The 17,393-nt window shown below is 52.5% G+C and carries 11 protein-coding genes; 8 read left to right on the plus strand and 3 right to left on the minus strand.

Annotated features, from left to right (window positions below):
* The first annotated feature begins 9 nt into the window (after nt 1-9).
* The 8 genes from JIN87_RS16100 (at nt 10) to JIN87_RS16135 (ending at nt 11,084) form a co-directional block, all read left to right on the plus strand.
* Entirely contained in the window at nt 10-1,425 is a 1,416-nt protein-coding gene (locus tag JIN87_RS16100) for an MFS transporter (protein WP_200356615.1), read from the plus strand.
* A gap of 59 nt (nt 1,426-1,484) precedes the next feature.
* On the plus strand, nt 1,485-2,417 hold the full coding sequence (locus tag JIN87_RS16105) for a UDP-glucuronic acid decarboxylase family protein (RefSeq protein ID WP_200356616.1): 933 nt from the start codon (nt 1,485-1,487) through the stop codon (nt 2,415-2,417).
* Nucleotides 2,418-2,511: 94 nt separating this feature from the next.
* A complete protein-coding gene (gene secA, locus JIN87_RS16110) occupies nt 2,512-5,427 on the plus strand; it encodes a preprotein translocase subunit SecA (protein WP_200356617.1) in 2,916 nt (971 codons plus the stop codon).
* Nucleotides 5,428-5,585: 158 nt separating this feature from the next.
* Nucleotides 5,586-6,620 carry a TIGR02597 family protein gene (locus tag JIN87_RS16115; protein WP_200356618.1) on the plus strand — a complete coding sequence of 345 codons (1,035 nt, stop codon included), beginning with the start codon at nt 5,586-5,588 and terminating at the stop codon, nt 6,618-6,620.
* Nucleotides 6,617-8,374, plus strand: a complete 1,758-nt coding sequence (locus JIN87_RS16120; RefSeq protein ID WP_200356619.1) for a hypothetical protein — start codon at nt 6,617-6,619, stop codon at nt 8,372-8,374. Before JIN87_RS16115 ends, JIN87_RS16120 begins: the two co-directional genes overlap by 4 nt.
* Nucleotides 8,375-8,506: 132 nt before the next feature.
* Nucleotides 8,507-9,166, plus strand: coding sequence for a sulfotransferase family 2 domain-containing protein (locus JIN87_RS16125; RefSeq protein WP_200356620.1), 660 nt, complete (start codon nt 8,507-8,509; stop codon nt 9,164-9,166).
* 188 nt (nt 9,167-9,354) lie between these two features.
* A complete protein-coding gene (locus JIN87_RS16130) occupies nt 9,355-9,981 on the plus strand; it encodes a methyltransferase domain-containing protein (protein WP_200356621.1) in 627 nt (208 codons plus the stop codon).
* A 20-nt stretch (nt 9,982-10,001) separates the two neighbouring features.
* Nucleotides 10,002-11,084, plus strand: coding sequence for an acyltransferase family protein (locus JIN87_RS16135; RefSeq protein ID WP_200356622.1), 1,083 nt, complete (start codon nt 10,002-10,004; stop codon nt 11,082-11,084).
* Here JIN87_RS16135 and JIN87_RS16140 read toward each other — a convergent pair.
* The 3 genes from JIN87_RS16140 to JIN87_RS16150 form a co-directional block, all read right to left on the minus strand.
* The gene (locus tag JIN87_RS16140) at nt 11,081-11,755 is read right to left on the minus strand and encodes a class I SAM-dependent methyltransferase (protein ID WP_200356623.1); all 675 of its coding nucleotides are present in this window, start codon (nt 11,753-11,755) and stop codon (nt 11,081-11,083) included. The two genes, JIN87_RS16135 and JIN87_RS16140, sit on opposite strands and share 4 nt — an antisense overlap.
* A 74-nt stretch (nt 11,756-11,829) precedes the next feature.
* Nucleotides 11,830-14,703, minus strand: a complete 2,874-nt coding sequence (locus tag JIN87_RS16145; RefSeq protein ID WP_200356624.1) for a glycosyltransferase — start codon at nt 14,701-14,703, stop codon at nt 11,830-11,832.
* A 67-nt stretch (nt 14,704-14,770) separates the two neighbouring features.
* The gene (locus tag JIN87_RS16150) at nt 14,771-17,389 is read right to left on the minus strand and encodes a glycosyltransferase (RefSeq protein ID WP_200356625.1); all 2,619 of its coding nucleotides are present in this window, start codon (nt 17,387-17,389) and stop codon (nt 14,771-14,773) included.
* Nucleotides 17,390-17,393 lie beyond the last annotated feature (4 nt).

Raw genomic sequence — 17,393 nt, forward strand, 5'->3', positions numbered from 1 at the left:
TTACGTGATATGAGTGGAGGGAAGACGAGTTCGAAGTTGAGAGTGAATATGCGGCTCTCGGTTGTGGAAGGGCTGTTCGCGATGCCTTTGGTGTTCTTTGCGATGCCCGGGAACTTCCTGATGGCCAGTCTGGCGACGGAGGCGATCGGTTTGAGGGAGTCGGTATACGGGGTGATCGCGTCGTTGCCTGCTTGGGCTAATGTGGTGCAGTTGTTTGCCTTGCCCTGGTTGACGCGGCGTTTGTCGCAGAAGACGATTTGTTTGATTTTTTCTTGGGTGCATCTTGCGTGCTGGATGGTGGTCGGTGTTGCGTTGCCCAAGATTGCGGAAGGAGGGCCTTGGCATTCGCCTTGGCTGGTCGTGACGCTTTTGGCGACGGGAGCGCTTGCGTTTGCTTTGGTGAATGTGAGCTGGACTTCCTGGGTGCAGGAGTGGTTGCCGAGCAAGGGGCGTGGGAAGTATTTGGGGCGTCGTAATCGGCTGCTTCAGATCAGTACGGTGGTGTTTCTGGTTGGGGCGTCCGCGTATTTGGGGCGGATGGCGGAAAACGCGGTGTTGGGGTTCCAGGTGATCATCTTTGGGAGCGTGGCTTTGCGGGCTCTTTCGATTGTATTGCAGCTGCGGATACTTCCGACCAAGCGAGTTGTGGATGAGAGGGGGGCACGGTTGTTTGATCAGTTCGCGGTCATCCTCGGAAACAAGCCTCTGGTTCGGTTTGTGATCTTTGGGGCTGCCTTTGGTTTTTGCGCGAATGTGATGGGGCCTTTTTTTCCTGTGTTCTATTACAAGGCATTGGGGATGAGCGTGGATGAGGTTGCTCAATTGGCGATGTTGGCGACGACTACGGGGGCGTTGTTTATGCCGTTGTGGGGGAAAATTTGTGATACGCAGGGCTGCAAGTTAGGGTTGATGTTGTCCTTGGGGCTTTGGATGGGGATCGGCTATTTGCACGGGTTCGCTACTCCGGAGCGGACTTGGGTGCTTTACGTGAATTGGGGCATCGGAGGGATTGCGGGATCGGGATTTCTTTTTGCCTCGTTCAACATGATTTTGAAGCTGATCCCGCCTGAAGCCAAGACGGCGGCGATCAGTTTCAATCTGGCGGCGAGTTCGCTGTCGACGGCGGTGGCTCCCATTTTCGGAGGGTTTCTCTTTTCTTGGTTGGAAGCGACGCTGGGAGATCTTGTGAAGGCGTTGCATGTGGTGTCGGCGGTGCATCACACGGTGACCTTGCTGACGGGGCTCCTGTTGTTCGGTATCGTGGAGCCCAAGGCGACAACGCTTACTCAAGCGATTGGGGCGATGCGACCGATGAGGCAGCTCGGCGCCTTGCTGGGGGCGGCTTTTTTGGCCAACTACAGTTTCTTCCGGAAGCCGAAAGGCGGGGATCGGAAGGGGGATGGCTCCGATTCGGGCGACTTTTAGGGAGCGAGAAGGTTTTGCTTTTAGGGTAATTTCCGTTTGAGTCTAACTACCAACGAATTATGAGAGTATTAGTGACTGGTGGGGCCGGCTTTTTAGGAAGTCATTTGTGTGATCGTTTGCTCGAAGACGGGCATGAAGTGATCTGTTTAGATAACCTGTTTACGGGGAGAAAAAGGAACATCGTCCATCTGCTCGGAAATCCCTATTTCGAGTTTGTGCGTCACGACGTGATCGATCCGTTCAAGTTCGAGGTGGACTGGATCTTTAATTTGGCCTGCCCAGCGTCGCCGCCTCACTATCAGTACAACCCGATCAAGACCATCAAAACCTCTGTTGTGGGCTCTATCAATTGTCTGGGGTTGGCGAAACGAGTAGGAGCTCGTGTATTTCAGGCTTCGACTTCCGAAGTTTACGGTGATCCTGAGCAGCATCCGCAGCCTGAGTCCTACTGGGGCAACGTGAATACGACCGGGCTACGCTCCTGTTATGATGAGGGGAAGCGTTGCGCGGAGACTTTGTTTTTCGATTATCATCGTCAGAACGGGGTGGATATTCGAGTCGTTCGCATCTTCAACACCTACGGTCCGCGGATGTTGGCGAACGACGGTCGGGTGGTTTCGAACTTTATCGTGCAAGCTCTCAAGGGAGAGGATATCACGGTTTACGGAGACGGTCAGCAAACGCGCTCGTTCTGCTATTTCAGTGATTTGATCGAGGGCTTTATGCGACTGATGAGTCAGGACGAGATTACGGGGCCGGTGAATATCGGCAACCCTGGGGAGTTCACAATGCTGGAGCTCGCGGAAAACGTTTTGAAGCTGGTCGACACGAAGTCGAAGATTGTTCATCGCGACCTTCCCTCGGACGACCCTAAGCAGCGCCAGCCGGACATTTCGCTCGCGAAAGCGAAGCTCGGTTGGGAGCCGAAGGTGCCGCTTGCGGAAGGCTTGAAGCCGACTATCGACTATTTCCGTAAGGATCTGGGGCTGTGACTTTTGATCACTTTGGAGCTTGCGCTGCAGCTTTTCGTTGCAAGCGGGTCCGCAATTCTCTAGCGGGACAGGTCATTATTTTACCCAAGCTCTAATGCTATCTTCATTTTTCAAGAAATTCGCAGGACGTTCCAACAAGAAATGGCTCAAATCGTGTGAGCCTGCTGTCGCCAAAATCAACCAGCTAGAGGCCTCGTACCAGTCGCTTTCCGATGAGGAACTGAAGGGCCATACCGCGAAGCTCCGCGAGCGTGTGACCAATGGTGAGTCGCTCGACGACATTTTGCCGGAAGCCTTTGCCACGGTTAAGAACGCGGCTCGCAGGTTGGTGGGCTCCTCTGCTATGGTTTGCGGGCGCGAGCAGCATTGGGACATGGTCCACTACGACGTGCAGTTGGTGGGAGGCATGGCCCTGCACCAAGGTAGGATTGCGGAAATGGCGACGGGCGAGGGCAAGACGCTCGTTTCGACTTTGCCGATCTATCTGAATGCCATGGCGAATCGCAATGTGCAGTTGGTGACGGTCAACGAATACCTCGCTCAGCGTGACTCTGAGTGGATGGGGCATTTGTTTAAGTATCTCGGTTTGACGGTTGGCTGTATCAAAAATCAGATGCCGCCGCCTTTGAAGCGCGAGATGTATGCTTGTGACGTCACTTATGGGACAGCTTCTGAGTTCGGCTTCGACTATTTGCGGGACAATGGGATGGCCCACTCCAAGCAGGAGCAGGTGCAGCGGGATCACTTTTTTGTAATCATTGACGAAGTGGACTCCATTCTGGTCGATGAAGCTCGGACGCCTTTGATTATCTCGGGACCTGCTCCGATCCAGCGCGAGCAGCCTTACACCAAGCTGAAGGGAGCTATCGAAAGCCTCGTTTCTTCGCAAAACAAGTTCTGTAACGGCTTGATCGCGGAGGTGAAGGAGGAGATCGACAAGGGCGACTACGATGCTTGGGACGTCGGACTGAAAATGCTCCAGGTGAAGCTTGGCATGCCCAAGAACAAGCAGCTTCTCCGTCTCATCGAAACTGGCGAACATCGCAAGTTGTTAGACAAGACGGACTTGGAGATGCACAGCGACATGAACAAGGACAAGTTCTTCGCCCTGAAAGAGGACTTGTTCTACGTGATCGATGAAAAGCAACGTCAGGCTGATCTGACGGAAAAAGGTCGTACTCAGCTTCGGCCGGATAACCCGGACGCCTTCGTTCTGCCTGATTTGGCGACTCGTTTCAGCGAGTTGGATAAGGATTCTTCTCTGAGTCAGGAAGACAAAGACGCGATCAAGCTTAAGGAGCAGGAAGCCCTTGAGCTTGTAGGCGAGGATATCCACGCGATCAGCCAGTTGCTTCGCGCCTACGCCCTATACGAGAAGGATGTCGAGTACGTGGTTCAGGAAGGCAAAGTGGTGATTGTCGACGAGAACACGGGTCGTGTGATGCCGGGACGCCGTTGGGGCGATGGTTTGCATCAGGCGGTTGAAGCGAAGGAGAATGTCACTATCGAGCGCGAGACTCGAACGTTCGCTACCGTTACCGTTCAGAATTACTTCCGCATGTACGAGAAGCTCGCGGGCATGACGGGTACTGCGGAAACCGAGGCCACGGAGTTTCACGATATTTACAATCTGGGCGTTGCCGTTATTCCAACCAACAAGCCTTGTATCCGGATCGACGACAACGACGTGATCTACAAGTCTCGCCGCGAGAAGTACAATGCGGTGGTCGACGAGGTCGAGGCAGCCCACAAGAAGGGGCAACCGGTGCTCGTGGGCACGGTTTCTGTCGAGGCGTCGGAATTGGTGGGGCGGATGCTTCGTCGCAAGAATATCCCGCACAACGTCTTGAACGCGAAATTCCATCAGCAGGAAGCGGAGATCGTCGCTCGTGCGGGTATCAAGGGGGCAGTCACGATTGCCACTAATATGGCGGGTCGTGGTACGGACATTAAGCTTGGCGAAGGTGTGAAGGAAGCGGGGGGCTTGCTAGTGATTGGCACCGAGCGCCACGAGTCTCGTCGTATCGACCGCCAGCTGAGAGGCCGCTGTTCGCGTCAAGGAGATCCAGGGCGTTCGAAGTTCTACATTTCTTTGGAAGACGATCTCATGCGTCTATTCGCCAACTCCGGTTTTATGGCCAAGATCTTGCATGGGTCGATGGAGGAAGGCGAACCACTTGAGCATTCTCTTTTGAATCGTTCGATTGAGACGGCCCAAAAGAAGGTCGAAGGCAGCAACTATTCCGTGCGCAAGCGTCTGCTCCAGTATGACGACGTGCTCAACAAGCAGCGTGAGATCATCTATGGTCTCCGAAATGAGGCGCTGCAAAGCGATACGCCGCTTGATACGGTAGTGGAGCTCGTGGAAGAAGAGATCGCGGATCGGCTCGAGGACGCTGAAGGCGATTTGGCGGGCTTCGTGACCTGGGCGAATTCCCATTTCCCGATCGGTTTGTCTGAAGAGGCGATCACAGGGAAGGGCCACGAGGAGCAGCTCTCACATGTGCTGGAAGCGATCAAGGACGCTTACCGGATCAAGAAAACGGCTGAGAACGAGGATGCTCTCGAGCATTTGGAGCGATACGTTTTGCTCAGCTCAATCGACTCCCGTTGGCAGGAGCATCTTACTGAGATGGAGGATCTTAGACGGAATGTTGGCCTTCGTAGCTATGGTCAGAAAGACCCTCTCAACGAGTACAAGAACGAGGCCTACGTCTATTTCGAGGAATTGATGCGGAACGTTCGTTCGCAGGTTTGCACTCGCTTGTTCAGAACGGCTACCAACCTCGTCGCGATTGAAAATGTTAAGAACATGCTCGCTCGCCAAGCGGTAGCTCAGGGTGGAGGTTCCGAGTCCTCGGTGGCTGGAGGTTCCAAGCCATCTGCGGCTCAGGGGAAAGAGGTCCAATTGCCCAAGGTAACCGTGAAGCGGAATTTGCCTAAGGTGGGTAGAAATGACCCCTGTCCTTGTGGGAGTGGTAAGAAGTTCAAGCAGTGTTGCGGTAGGTAGTTTCCTTGGATCGTTTCACTTGCTGCGGGTGATGCCGTATGAGGGCGAGTGTTATCTTATTGCGAAATACCAAATTTAAGCAAATTGACACTTGATGCATCCGTAGGGGTATCTAGTTTCGTATTGCTTCGTATTCCCCACATCCAAACAGATAAAATATGAAAAACAAGGTGTCTACTTTTCTCACTCGAGCGACTGCCTTGGCCCTTTTCGCTGCCCCGTTCTGTTCGATCAATGCGCAGGAAGTTTATTCCGCGACGATTGGAGCTGTAGCGATCAAGGTGCCTAGTCAATCGGATGTTATGGTTGCCCTGCCTTTTAAGCAGGAGAAAGCAGCGGGAGGTTCGGTCTCCTCTGTCGACGCAGCCGTAGCAACGCTCGGGGCAAGCACTCTACCAGATGGTGAATACGGTGCTTCCGGTCATTATCTCTACGTCGAAGACGGATCCCTGCAGGGGCGTCATTTCGATATCGTTTCCAACACGCCCTCGACTGTGACGCTCGACGCGAGCGATTTGACGGGCTTGGCTGGAGCCAACATTTCTATCAGAAAACACTGGACGCTCGATGCTCTCTTTCCAGAGGGCGTAGGTTACCATGAGGAAACCGAGCCTGGTCGTCGTGTTGTTGAAGTTGTATTGCCAGAGGCGGCTTCTGAAGGCGGAGGCCTTGCGGTGGCTAAAATCTACTATTTCTTCGAAGACACTTGGAGAGAATTTGGTAAGGCTATCGACGAGTCCAATGATGCTGGGGGGACAGTCGTTCAGCCAGGCGAAGCATTTGTGGTTCGAAACAATGGCGGAACGGATCTTGATTATTTCTTCTTCGGTGAGGTCGAATACGGCCCGCTAGCGATTCCGCTCCAATCGTCATCTGACGTAGTGGACAACTTCGTCGCTGTTGGTCGCCCTTTGGGACTTAAAATTGAGGAGTTGGGACTTCATACGAATCCTTCAGTCTTTGGAGCGAACGATCGTCTACTCGTTTATCCGAATGGCCAACAAGGCTTGCTGGGATCGGATCTCAAGCCAACCGTTTATCTCTATGCTTCAGACAAGTGGCAGGTTGAAGGTGGCGACGGTACCAACGTAGGAGGCACGCTGATCGAAGCGGGCCAAGGAATCGCCGTCCGCAAGGCAGCTGACGCGGCTGGAACGGAATACTGGGTTAACGACTGGAGCATCTCACAATGAAGAAATCATTACTTTCACTACTCGCATGTGGGGCTCTCTGTGGTTCTGCTTTCGGAGCGAAAATCTCTTTCTCGCTCGACATTGAATCCCTCTCAAACGCGGGAGGTACGGAGCAGTTGTCCAATCAAGGGCTACTGGTTCTGATCGTTTCTACTGAAGACGAGGTTTTCCAGTCTCCCGTAGCCGATACGATCGTCACTGGCGATGATCAGATCGTCGCTACCTGGGATTTGAACAAGGTTGGTCCTGGCACGACTGACATCGCCCTTTTCGAAGGTGGCATCGACTATCAGGCTGAATGGGAAGGCGGCCCTCTCGCTCTCGTTTGGTTTCCGGGCTTGTCGGAAGAGGACATGACTCCAGAGACGGACGAGCCATTTGGTTTTTTCTCTGATGCAAACAATCTGGTAAGCGGCCATTCTTGGAGAATGCCAGCTCCGGGCTCTCTGCTACATAGCTTAAAGCTGTTTACGCAGTCTGCTACCAAGTTGGTACAAGGTGGCGGTGACGTTCCTGACGGAATCGGTGCGGCGGCTTACTTGGTCGGAACTGCTCCAACTGCTCCAACTGCTCCAACGGAGATCTCCTTCGAGCCGAAGGGAACGACGATTGAAGTGACTTGGGAGGGTGGATCCGCTGGTTCAGGTGGTTACCTCGTCCAACGTAAGGGCGATGGAGACCCTAATTCTTCGTTTGAGACGATCGGAATCGTAAATGCGGGTGATCCAAACAAGTTTATCGATCCAAACGTCATTCCTGGTGCTAAGTATGACTATAAATTGATCTCGCTTAGCGGTATCGGTTTCGCGTCGGCTGACCAAGTTGAAGACTTCATCGAAGCGCTTCGTTCACGAATCATCGCGTTTGATAGTCGTGCAAAAATGATGTCCGGCATCAACAAGCGTACGATCGACTTGTCTGTAACAGGTAGTGAGGAGTTGCCAGTTCTGCTTCAGGCGATTGGCCCAAGTCTTCACGATTCAGGATTCGTTCCTCAAAGCCGTGACATCCCTGCAGATGCTGCTCTTGAACTCTATTATGGTATCAAGCCAGCTGACGTTACTGATCGTAAGATCGCAGAGAACGATGAGTGGGATCTCTACGAGGATCGTGATCTCATCGAGGATGTAATGAGAGACTACGGTGCTTACCCGATGTACAACCATCCAGGTAGTGGCGACTCCGCGTTCTTGGCACTCGTTAAGGAAGTTGCAGGTGGTTACACTGCTCCGGTTTTCGACCCAATGGGTGGCGAAGGCGTCGCGGTAGTAGGTATCTATGACGTGAACTACAAAGAAGAGAATCCTTCTGAGACTCGTCTGACTGGTGTGGCATCTCGTAGTTTTGTAGGCGAAGGGTTCGAGAACTTCAGAAGTTCGGTGAATATCCTAGGCCAGGTTCCGATGACGCTCCTGATCCGTGGTCAAGGTCCATGGCTGCGAGACTTGTCCGAGAACGATGCGTTCAATTCTGACGTCGTGCTGGATAATCCAACCGTTACTCTCTTCCGCTTGGTAAGTGGAAAGTGGGAGGAAGTTGCGACAAATGACGACTGGGGTACTGCGAACTCTGCTTCGGTTGCTCAGATTCATGCAGCCTCAGATGCGGTTGGTCTTCCTCGTCTGACCGAAGGTTCAGCTGACTCCGCGATGCTTCTCACTGTTGAGCCTGGTATTTACCAAGCTATCATGGATGGCGTTGATGGGGAAACGGGTGTCGCGCAGATCGCGATTTTCGAAGTTCCTGGAATGTAAGGACACTCGCTCTTAAATCTTTTCCAAGGCTCGCTTCCTAAAGGAGGTGAGCCTTTGTTTTGTTGATATGGAATCTGATTCTATTTGGTTTGATAGCGGAATCCGTAATTCGAAGCAGACTTTTCGTTTCTAATGCCTAAAATTTATACAGGACTAGAGTTAATATCTGTTCATATTCCGAAGGCTGCAGGTACGAGCTTCCGCAAGCTATTGGAAGAGCAGTATCAACAGGATTTGGAGTGCTTTTATGGAGGGGATAAAACTTTAGCCCTTTGGAAAGAAGGGGATTTGGAGCTAACACGAAACAGCATTCGTGTTGTGCATGGCCATTTCCGAGCGAGTCGGAAGCTTTTGCAGCAATGCCCAAACGCGAAGTTGATAACTTGGATACGCCATCCTGTAGATCGGTTGATATCTTATTACTATTTTTGGGAGTCGCTTGCTCCTCATGGAAATCCTTGTCACGACCAGTTCCTAAAGGACCGTCCAGGATTGGTCGAATTCTCTCAACAGGAGTACATGAAAGGGGAGTGGGCGGCATACTTTGGCGACGTGCCGATGAACCTGTTTGATTATATCGGTCTCGTTGAGTCCTATGACGAAGGGATTGAGTATCTCGCTCAGATGCTTGGATGGGGCGCTTTTCAGGTTAAGACAGAGAATAGGAACGCTTCAAAACCTGACATCAGTCACGGCGAAAGGTTGGAGCTAGAAAAGAGCCTAGCGGAGGATATAGAAATGTATGAAAGTTGGGCGTCCTATTCTCGAAAGCGCTTCACACTTACTAGCTGATCTCGAATCGGTATTGCAGATGTTTCTCACGGAAGCTTGTTGCATGAGATTGCTCTTGACCAAAGATCTTTGATGTCGCTTTGCATAGTGCTGTGAAGCATCGTATTCCCCATTATTCTAGACTGCTTGGGAAGGGGCTTGAGATTGGCGCTTTGCATGAGCCGGCTCCTGTTCCGGATTCGTGCTCGATGCAGTATTTCGATGTTCGAGACAGGGATGAATCGGTTCGCTTGTTCGATGAGTTGGACCCGTCGTTGATTGTCGATGTGGATGTTGTCGGTGATGTGGATCAGAGGGATTTGAGAAAGATCGGAGAAGGGTGTTGTGACTTTACGATCGCAAATCATGTGATTGAGCATTTGGCGAACCCGATCGCGTTGGTGGAGGACATGTTTTATATTACTAAGCCGGGTGGTTTAGTTGTATTGTCAGCTCCAGATAAGCGGTTCACGTATGATAAAAAGCGCGATATTACTCCGTTTCAGCATTTGCTAGAGGATTATTGGAATAGGGAAACGAGGGCTGATGATTCGCACTATTTAGATTTTATTCGTAAGGTGCTCCCGGGAGGGGAGGAGAAAGAGGGGAAGGCGTTGGAGGATCTTCTTACTCTTGTCTGGAAGCGTAGAGAGCATGTTCACGTTTGGACGACCCGTTCGTTTAGAGGATTCATGTTCGGGGCTTTAGATCATTTGGGAATCCAGGCTGAACCTATAGTCGAACTGGATGGCGATGATACTCGTTTTGAATATTTCTCTATTTGGCAGAAAGCAGAAAGCGGGTTTATTCCGAGTCTGTTGTCTGCGTGCCGATAGTGTTTCGAGTTCGATCAATAATGGGAGAACTTAACCGAGAGCGACTGGATGTTGTACAAGTTTGGCGAGGGCTCGCGGCTAGCTTGATTGTCATCGTTCATGTGTTTCTGCGACTGGACTATGTTTCTACAAGTAGCGAACGTGAATTCCTTATAGGCAATTGGGTGAATCTGTTTTTTTGTGAAATGGGCGTAGATGCCTTTTTTGTGATTAGCGGATTTATAATGGTATATATCTCTGATCAGGGAACTTCCCAGTCAGGCTTTTTGCTAAAGCGTGCGTTGAGAATCTATCCTCCTTATTGGATCTATTCAGGTATGATGATAGCTGTGCTGTTCTTTGTCGTACCTAATGATCGGAGACTGGGATTTGACTTCGTGGATCTCACTCGAGCGTTGTTTTTGATTCCCACTATAAACGACGTTACGAAAAACATATTTCCACTCTTTTTGTCGCAGGGGTGGACCTTGATATATGAACTGTTCTTTTATTTAGTTTTCTTTCTTTTTTTGAAAGTTGGATCCGTCGCTCGAACGGTGCTAACTAGTGTTGTACTCGTTGTTTTTCATCTGATCGCTATTAAGACTGGGCTTTTTGATGGAGCGGTTAAGTGGCTCTTTTCCGATAGCGTGATGTTGGAGTTTATAATTGGAATGCTGCTGGGGCTTTTCTATACCAAAACTCGTTTTTCGATTCGAAAAGGGGTAGCCTGGTTACTTGCTGGGATTGGGGTTGTTTGGTTTATCTATTTTCAGATAAACGAGTATCAAGGGTGGGGTGTGCGGATTGTATCCTACTGCATCCCGTTGTCGCTGTTGTTTGCGGCGACAGTTTTTTGTGAGGAGTTGAAAGCGATTCAGTTTCCTAAGGCGCTTCTTTGGTTGGGGGATGCTTCATATAGCATCTACCTGACGCATACTATCGTTATATTTGGTTTCGCTAGGCTGAATCGGAAAAATGGAGTTTTCGCTGATGTCTCTTTAGACGTTCAGTTTGTGCTCATTTTACTTACAGCACTCGCAGTCGGAGTGCTATTGTACCAATTCGTTGAGAAGCAGACGAACCGGTTGTCCCGAGTCTTGATAAAGAAGGTTGTTCGTTAGGACTTTGTCCCTACGAGGGCTACCCAAGCTCCGCCCCATCTGTGGATACGTGTGTTTTGGTAGCCTGCTTTTTGGCCGTAGGTAAGGAGTTCGTCGGCGGAGGAGACCATGCTCATGTGAGCGGGGCGCTCTGATACCGGAATATTGTATCCGTCTGTGAATACCTGCCAACCATGGTCCGTGGTAATGTCTACGTTGTCGAAGTAGACTCGGCCTCCTGGCTTCAGGAGTCGCATCGCCTCTTTGATGTAGCGGTAGCGGTCCCATTCGAGGAGGTGCATAAAGACGACTGTGCAGTAGATCGCATCGAACGACTCGTCTTCAAATTGTTCGAGGGAGCTGGCTTGCAGTTTGTGGAGGCTTACGTTGTCGAGATCGTTCAGGTATTTTTCAGCCTGTGCGATCATGCCTGAGGAAATGTCTGCCCCATTCCATTGCCCCACATGGGGAGATAGGGCGCGGCCGACTCTTCCGATTCCGCAGCCGATTTCCAAGAAGGTATCTTCTTTGGATACGCCGATCGTCTCTTTGAGGACCTCTAGTGTTACTTGTGCGGAGCGTTGAAATTCTTTGTTGTCGTTGTGGCCTGCTACGAAGTGTTGCGCGGAATCGAAGTCCTTGGCTAGGCCTTCCCAGGTTTTTTCGTAGTTTGATCGGTCGGAGAAATTCATTGTCGCTATGTTCAGTTGGATTGGTGGGATGTCGAGATCTCTGTTGGTGGCCGTGGAGGCTTTTCGAGACGAGCCTAGAGAATGAAGGTGCCTTTTTCTAAAGCTGCGAGTTTGGGCCGGGCTGGCTCGAGGCTATTTGTTTCGAGGGTTATGAAGGGAGTGTAGATTGAGCGAAATCCTGCTTCCGCGAGCTTCTGGCAAAAGTCGATGTCGATTGAGTCTATATCTTCGAGAGCCTCGGAATAGCCGCCGACTTCTCGCCATAGGGCTTTTCTAAAGACGATACAATCGCTCGATATCGCGGGAAAGGAGGAGTTGAGTAGGGCTCGGTGAAAATAGCCGTCCGAGTCTTTGTGGAGGTCGCAGAACTGTGTGGAACGGATGCCAGGTTCGGGGAGCGTAAAAGGTGAGCTGCGAGTATGGCCTGTTGTGGTGAGCGTTCTCGCTCCGACAAGGCCGACTTCTAGTTGGGAAGCGAATGCGACTAGGTCTTCCAGCCAACTTGGAGACTGTGGGGCGAGCGTTCCTTTTGTGATGCAGATGAATTCGGTGTTGGAATTCTCAATCGCCTGATTCCGTTTTCTTGCGAGAGAGCCTTCAAATCGATTGGGAGTCGCTTGGGATAGGGAAACGAGTTGGCTGTTGAAAGGGAGTTCGCCGATTGTCGTTTCTTGAGCCCCTTCCACGATCAGGGTGACAGAGGCTCGAGGTTGTGTTTGGTAGCGTGGGTAGAGGTAGATTCCCGCGTGCTCCTTTATTTCGACGGGACGTTCCTCTCTTTGTAGGTTTTGGCCCAATACGGCTTTGGCTGCCTCGTATGCGTAGTTCTTGTTTTCGTTTGAGGTTGCTGTCGATACGGGGGTCGTCCTCCAGTGGTATAGGATATGTGGAATGTGGACGATTGACCGGAGGTCGCATTTGGCGCTGGCACGAAGTATGAGGTCCCAATCTTGGGAGCCACTGGTGTCTTCGCGAAGCCCTCCCACGTTTTTTAGAAGACTGGATCTATATACGCTGAAGTGGCCGGTGTAGTTTTGGCACTTGATGAATGTAGGATCCCAGTCGGGTTTGAAGTATGGGGTCGAGCGGTTGTTGTTGAGATCGATCTTATCCTCGTCGCTGAACAGTATGCTCGCGTCTGGGTGGCTCTTTATCGTCTCCGCTACCATTTGGAGGGCGTGCTCAGATAGCAGATCGTCGTGGTCTAGGAATCCGCAGTAGCTTCCGGAGGAGAGCTCTAAGGCGATGTTGGTGGCAGCGGCTATATGGCGGTTTTGTTCGAGTGTGCGGTACTTGATTCTGCCGTCGAGTTCGGCGTAGTTCTGGAGGAAGGAATCAAGTTCGCGGGAGTTCGAAGCGTCGTCGATGATGCATAGCTCCCAATTTCTGTAGCGTTGCTGGCGGACTGAATCGATCGCTTGCTGCAAGAGCTGTAGATCCGGTTTGTAAGTCGGCAATAGAATCGAGAATTTTATTTGAGCCTCTGATTTCTCTGGGTCCGGCGCTTGTTCGTAGAACTTACTGAGCGTCGCTTGTTCACGCTCTTGATAGATCTCATAGTCCAGCTCTCGGTCTTCTACGATGGTTTGGTCTACGGCTGGCTGGAGAGGCGGGACTGGGAGCTTGTAGCTGTGGCCTTCGATTTTCAGAGACGAGGCGTTTTTGCGGAAGACAGCCGATATGAGATCGCTAAGTTTTTGAGCAACGCTTCTGCTAGGAGCGACTGGCTCGAACGATTCTATCTTTTGTGGAGGTGGAGAATAGGAGGTCGGTTTGGCCGTTTTTCGAGAGCTGGTGAGGGTGGTGTAAAACTCGAGAAGCATCGCTCCATTGCGGGAGAGGGCGAAATGCTCTTCTGCATATCGTTTTCCATTTTGGGAAAGTGCTTTGTGCAGTTGGGGATTCGAGTCTATTTCAAGGTAGGCTTCGGCGATCGATTCGGGGTCGGTCTTTTCGACGAGGAAAGCTTCCTTTTTGTCTTCCAGTCTTAAGCCCAGGTTTATCTTGCCGGTGATTACTGGACGGCCGCTTGCCAGGAACTCTGGTAGTTTGCTGGGGAGGCGGTAGTCGTTGAAGGGATCGCTGTCGCCGGGCTGAACGAGAACGTGGGCATTTTGGATGAGAGCGGTGAGCCTCTCTTTGGGAAGAAAGCCGAGATCTAGTATGTGGTCGTCTGATGTGTAGCGGCAGGACTCGAGAAGGGAGGGGTGGTTGGGGCCTGTTTTTAGAAGGCGAACCTTTTTCCCTCGTTGGCGGAGAAGATAGACGGCGTCGTAGAGATTGGCGATATCTTGCCGGTTGCTGCTGGTGACTCCTCCACTGTAGACGATGGTTTTTTCGTCTTCTTCGAGTTGCTTGAGAATAGGTGAAATGTCTACCGGACAGGTCGGCTCGCTTTGGAAATCGATACCCGGCAATAGTTCGATGCGTGGAGTTGAGCTTGGGAGGAAATCGAAAAGGGTGTCGATGACGGCGGTGCAACCGTCAGCGTTTTCTAGGAATTGTTGGAATTGCGTGGGGTGGCAAAGCATTGGCTCCCATCGGTCTTGGCCTTCTGGGAACTGTCGCGAGCGGAGATCTTCCCAGTTGGAGTCGTAAAAGTGTTCGAGGATGGCCTTCTCGTTGTCTTCCATATGGACGACGAGTCGAGCTTCGCGGCCGAAGCGGGCTTGGTAGCTGTGGACGAAATTGAGGACGTTGATCCGGGGCGTCCATGCGTGAATGACGTCGGCTGGCTTTCCGTTGGGGAAGTGGTGAGCGAGGCTGAGCAGATCTGAGTAGCTGGTGGTCTTGAAGAGGATTTTTGGGAGTTTTGATCTGCTTCTCAAGTTGCCTGGAATCGCGACTATGCACTGGTGCCCCGCATCGGTGAGATAGTTCGCGAAGGGACCGATGTGGTTCAGGCTATTTGTGGAATGGTCCCCGTAGTTGACGAAGAGTATGTTCACTGGGAGTCGGGCGTTGGGGGAGTGCTGGCTATCGAGCCGTCCACTGAGAGCGTGAGCGAGCGTCGATTTATCGTTGCCACAGGGCGAGCGCTCTGAAGCGATTTTCGTAGAGGCTGCTCAATCGCTGGGGCGAATAGAGCTCTTTGATCGTCTGGCGGGCGTTTTGGCCAAGCCTTGCTGCGAGTTCAGGGTCGGTGGCGAGTCGGAGCATTTGGCGGGCGGCATCGGCGGGATCGGGGTCTGCCCAGAGCTGTCCTTTCTCGTAGGGGCCGAAGTCACGTTCTAGTTCCTTGAGCTTGAAGGCGACGGGGCAGCCGTTTTCGGCGTTTACGAATTCCGAAGTGGCGGACCAGTTGGTCGAGATGACGGGTTTGCCGAGGAACATGCTTTCGGCGACGGTGAGGCCAAACCCTTCTGAGCGATGCAGTGAGACGTAGCTATCGCAGGCTTTCATGAGGCCGTAGGTGTCTTCTCGGGATAGGGTGCGGTCGATCAGGTGGTAGTTGGGGATGTCGGCGAGGAGGGCTTTCAGTTCCTTGAGGTTCTCTTGGTTTCGCCCTGAGGAGTGGATCTTTATGACGAGGCCGACGTCTTTGGCGATCGGGTTGCCGGTGAAGGCTTGCCGGTATGCTTCGATGATCGCCTTCGGATTTTTTCGTTCCTGGTAGCTGTTGAGGTCGTAGGCGAAGCAGAAGAGGAACTGATCCTTGGGAAGCCCGAGGATTTCTCGGTAGTCGCCTGCGGGGATTTCGAAATCGATGCAATGCGGCATGGTGAGCACGGGCACCGGGGATTTCATGGCGACGGCGTTGCGGACGAAGTCTGAGGGGGTCCAGATCTCGTCGAAATATTGGAAGTACTTGATCCAGCGGTCTGGAAAGTCGGGGAGTTCCCAAGCCCAGTAGGCGATGTTGCGTTTCCCTTTTCGAAACTGCGGGCTGTGGTGGTGGTCGATATCGGCGCTTTGCGGGGCGTCGATATGGAAAATGTTGATGGGGTGCGGGTTGCTGTCCTGCAGTTCGGCGTCGAGACTGGTATCGCCTTGGGAGGCCATGCAGTTGACTTTGAGCGGGACGAGGGCGTAGGGGAGCTGGGTGTTTTTGAGGACTTTGGCGGCGAGCCGCGCGGATTCGCCGATGCCGAGTTGAGCCTTGAACCAGCCGACGAGGTTTACGCCGAGCTCTGCGTGCTCGAGAGCGTATTCGGTGTTGAGCGGGTTGGTCGGGTTGAGGGCGAAATTGAATACGTTTTGGCCATTGAGATCGAGTTTCTCGATGCAGAGTCGCTTGTTCAGCGCTTGGGGGCGATATTTAGCCAGTTTGCCGCGGATCGGGGAGGGGATGTAGCCTTTGTTGGCCAGAACTCTGCCGAGGTAGGCGTATGTGTTGGAGCGGGCGGTTCCGAGGAGTTTCAGCTCGATTTGTACAGGTTCGTCCGCGCGAGCTGGAGGATCGGGGAAGTGTAATTTGAATTCTCCTGTTTCGAGCTTGGTGAAGAACTTGGTGCCGATTCCATTTACGGTTACTTGCAGTCCCAGTTCGCCGCGGGTTTCAGGCGCTCCATCTGTGTCGGGGTGGAGGGTGCCGGAGAGGGTGATCGATGAGAGCAGAGTGCCTCTTGGTAGGGTGAATTGCGCTTGCTCGCGGATCCAGACGCCTGGCTTGTCCTCGGTTGGGTACAGGCCGTTTATCTTGTAGCTATCTTGGAGGGGGGAGGCGTGCATGTTTCGTTCTTCTTTTCTGATCTGGGAGTCTGACATTCCATCCAAAAGCGATTTCCAGTGGCGTTCTTTACGATGCAGTTCGCAATTGGCTAAGGTAAGGGCAACGGGGGACGGGCCTTTTCTGAGGGTGAGGAAGCGTAAGGCTGCGTCGTAGGTCCGTTGGGGATTTAGGGCGGACAGGGGGGCGGCGAGCGTTTCCTTGAGGTATTGGTCAGGCCATTGCGATGCGGCGTGAGTGGCGATGAGCTTGTCCCACTTTCGCTGCACGAGGCGGGAGTTGGCTTCGGTGTTCAGGTTCCGTCCATGGCGTGTGAAGCTGACGTGGTGTCGTACGCGGCTCTTGTTGCTGACGTAGATTTTGAGTCCGAGTTGGCGAACCCGGAAGCAGAGATCGACGTCTTCCCCTCCGTTAAGGAAGGCTTCGTCGAAGCCGCCGAGATCGAGAAAGAGTTTTCGGGGAATGGCGCAGCAGGCGGCGGTGATCAGGTGCACTCGAGAATAGGCTGGGGTTCGGCCGAGAGTGCTTGGGACGGTTTGGATGTGCCTTAGGCTGGTGTCGATCGTCACTTCGATGCCAGCGTGATCGACCTCTCCGGTTTTGGCGTTTAGCTGAACGTTTCCGACGATGCCGGGGCGGGCGAGTTTGCGGAAGGCTGCCAGCATGGGAGGGAGCCAGCCTTTGAGGAAGACAAGGTCGTTGTTGGCTAGGACCAGGTATTTTCCTTTGGCGTGAAGGGCTCCTAGATTGTTGGCGTGAGCGTAGCCTTGATTAAGCGGACTGGTGATGAGCTTGACTCGTTCGCCAGCGAGGTCTTGCAGGCCAGCCTTTATGTCGGGAGCGCTTCCGTCGTCTACAAGGATGACTTCATAGTCGATTCCGGCAGTTGTTTCTTTGAGGGAGTCGAGGCATTCGCGCGTCAGATCGAGGTGGTTGTAGACTGGGATGATAATGGAGACTTCCATCGGA

Origin of the sequence: Pelagicoccus mobilis (genome assembly GCF_016595505.1) — a bacterium.
Taxonomy (GTDB): Bacteria; Verrucomicrobiota; Verrucomicrobiia; order Opitutales; family Opitutaceae; genus Pelagicoccus; species Pelagicoccus mobilis.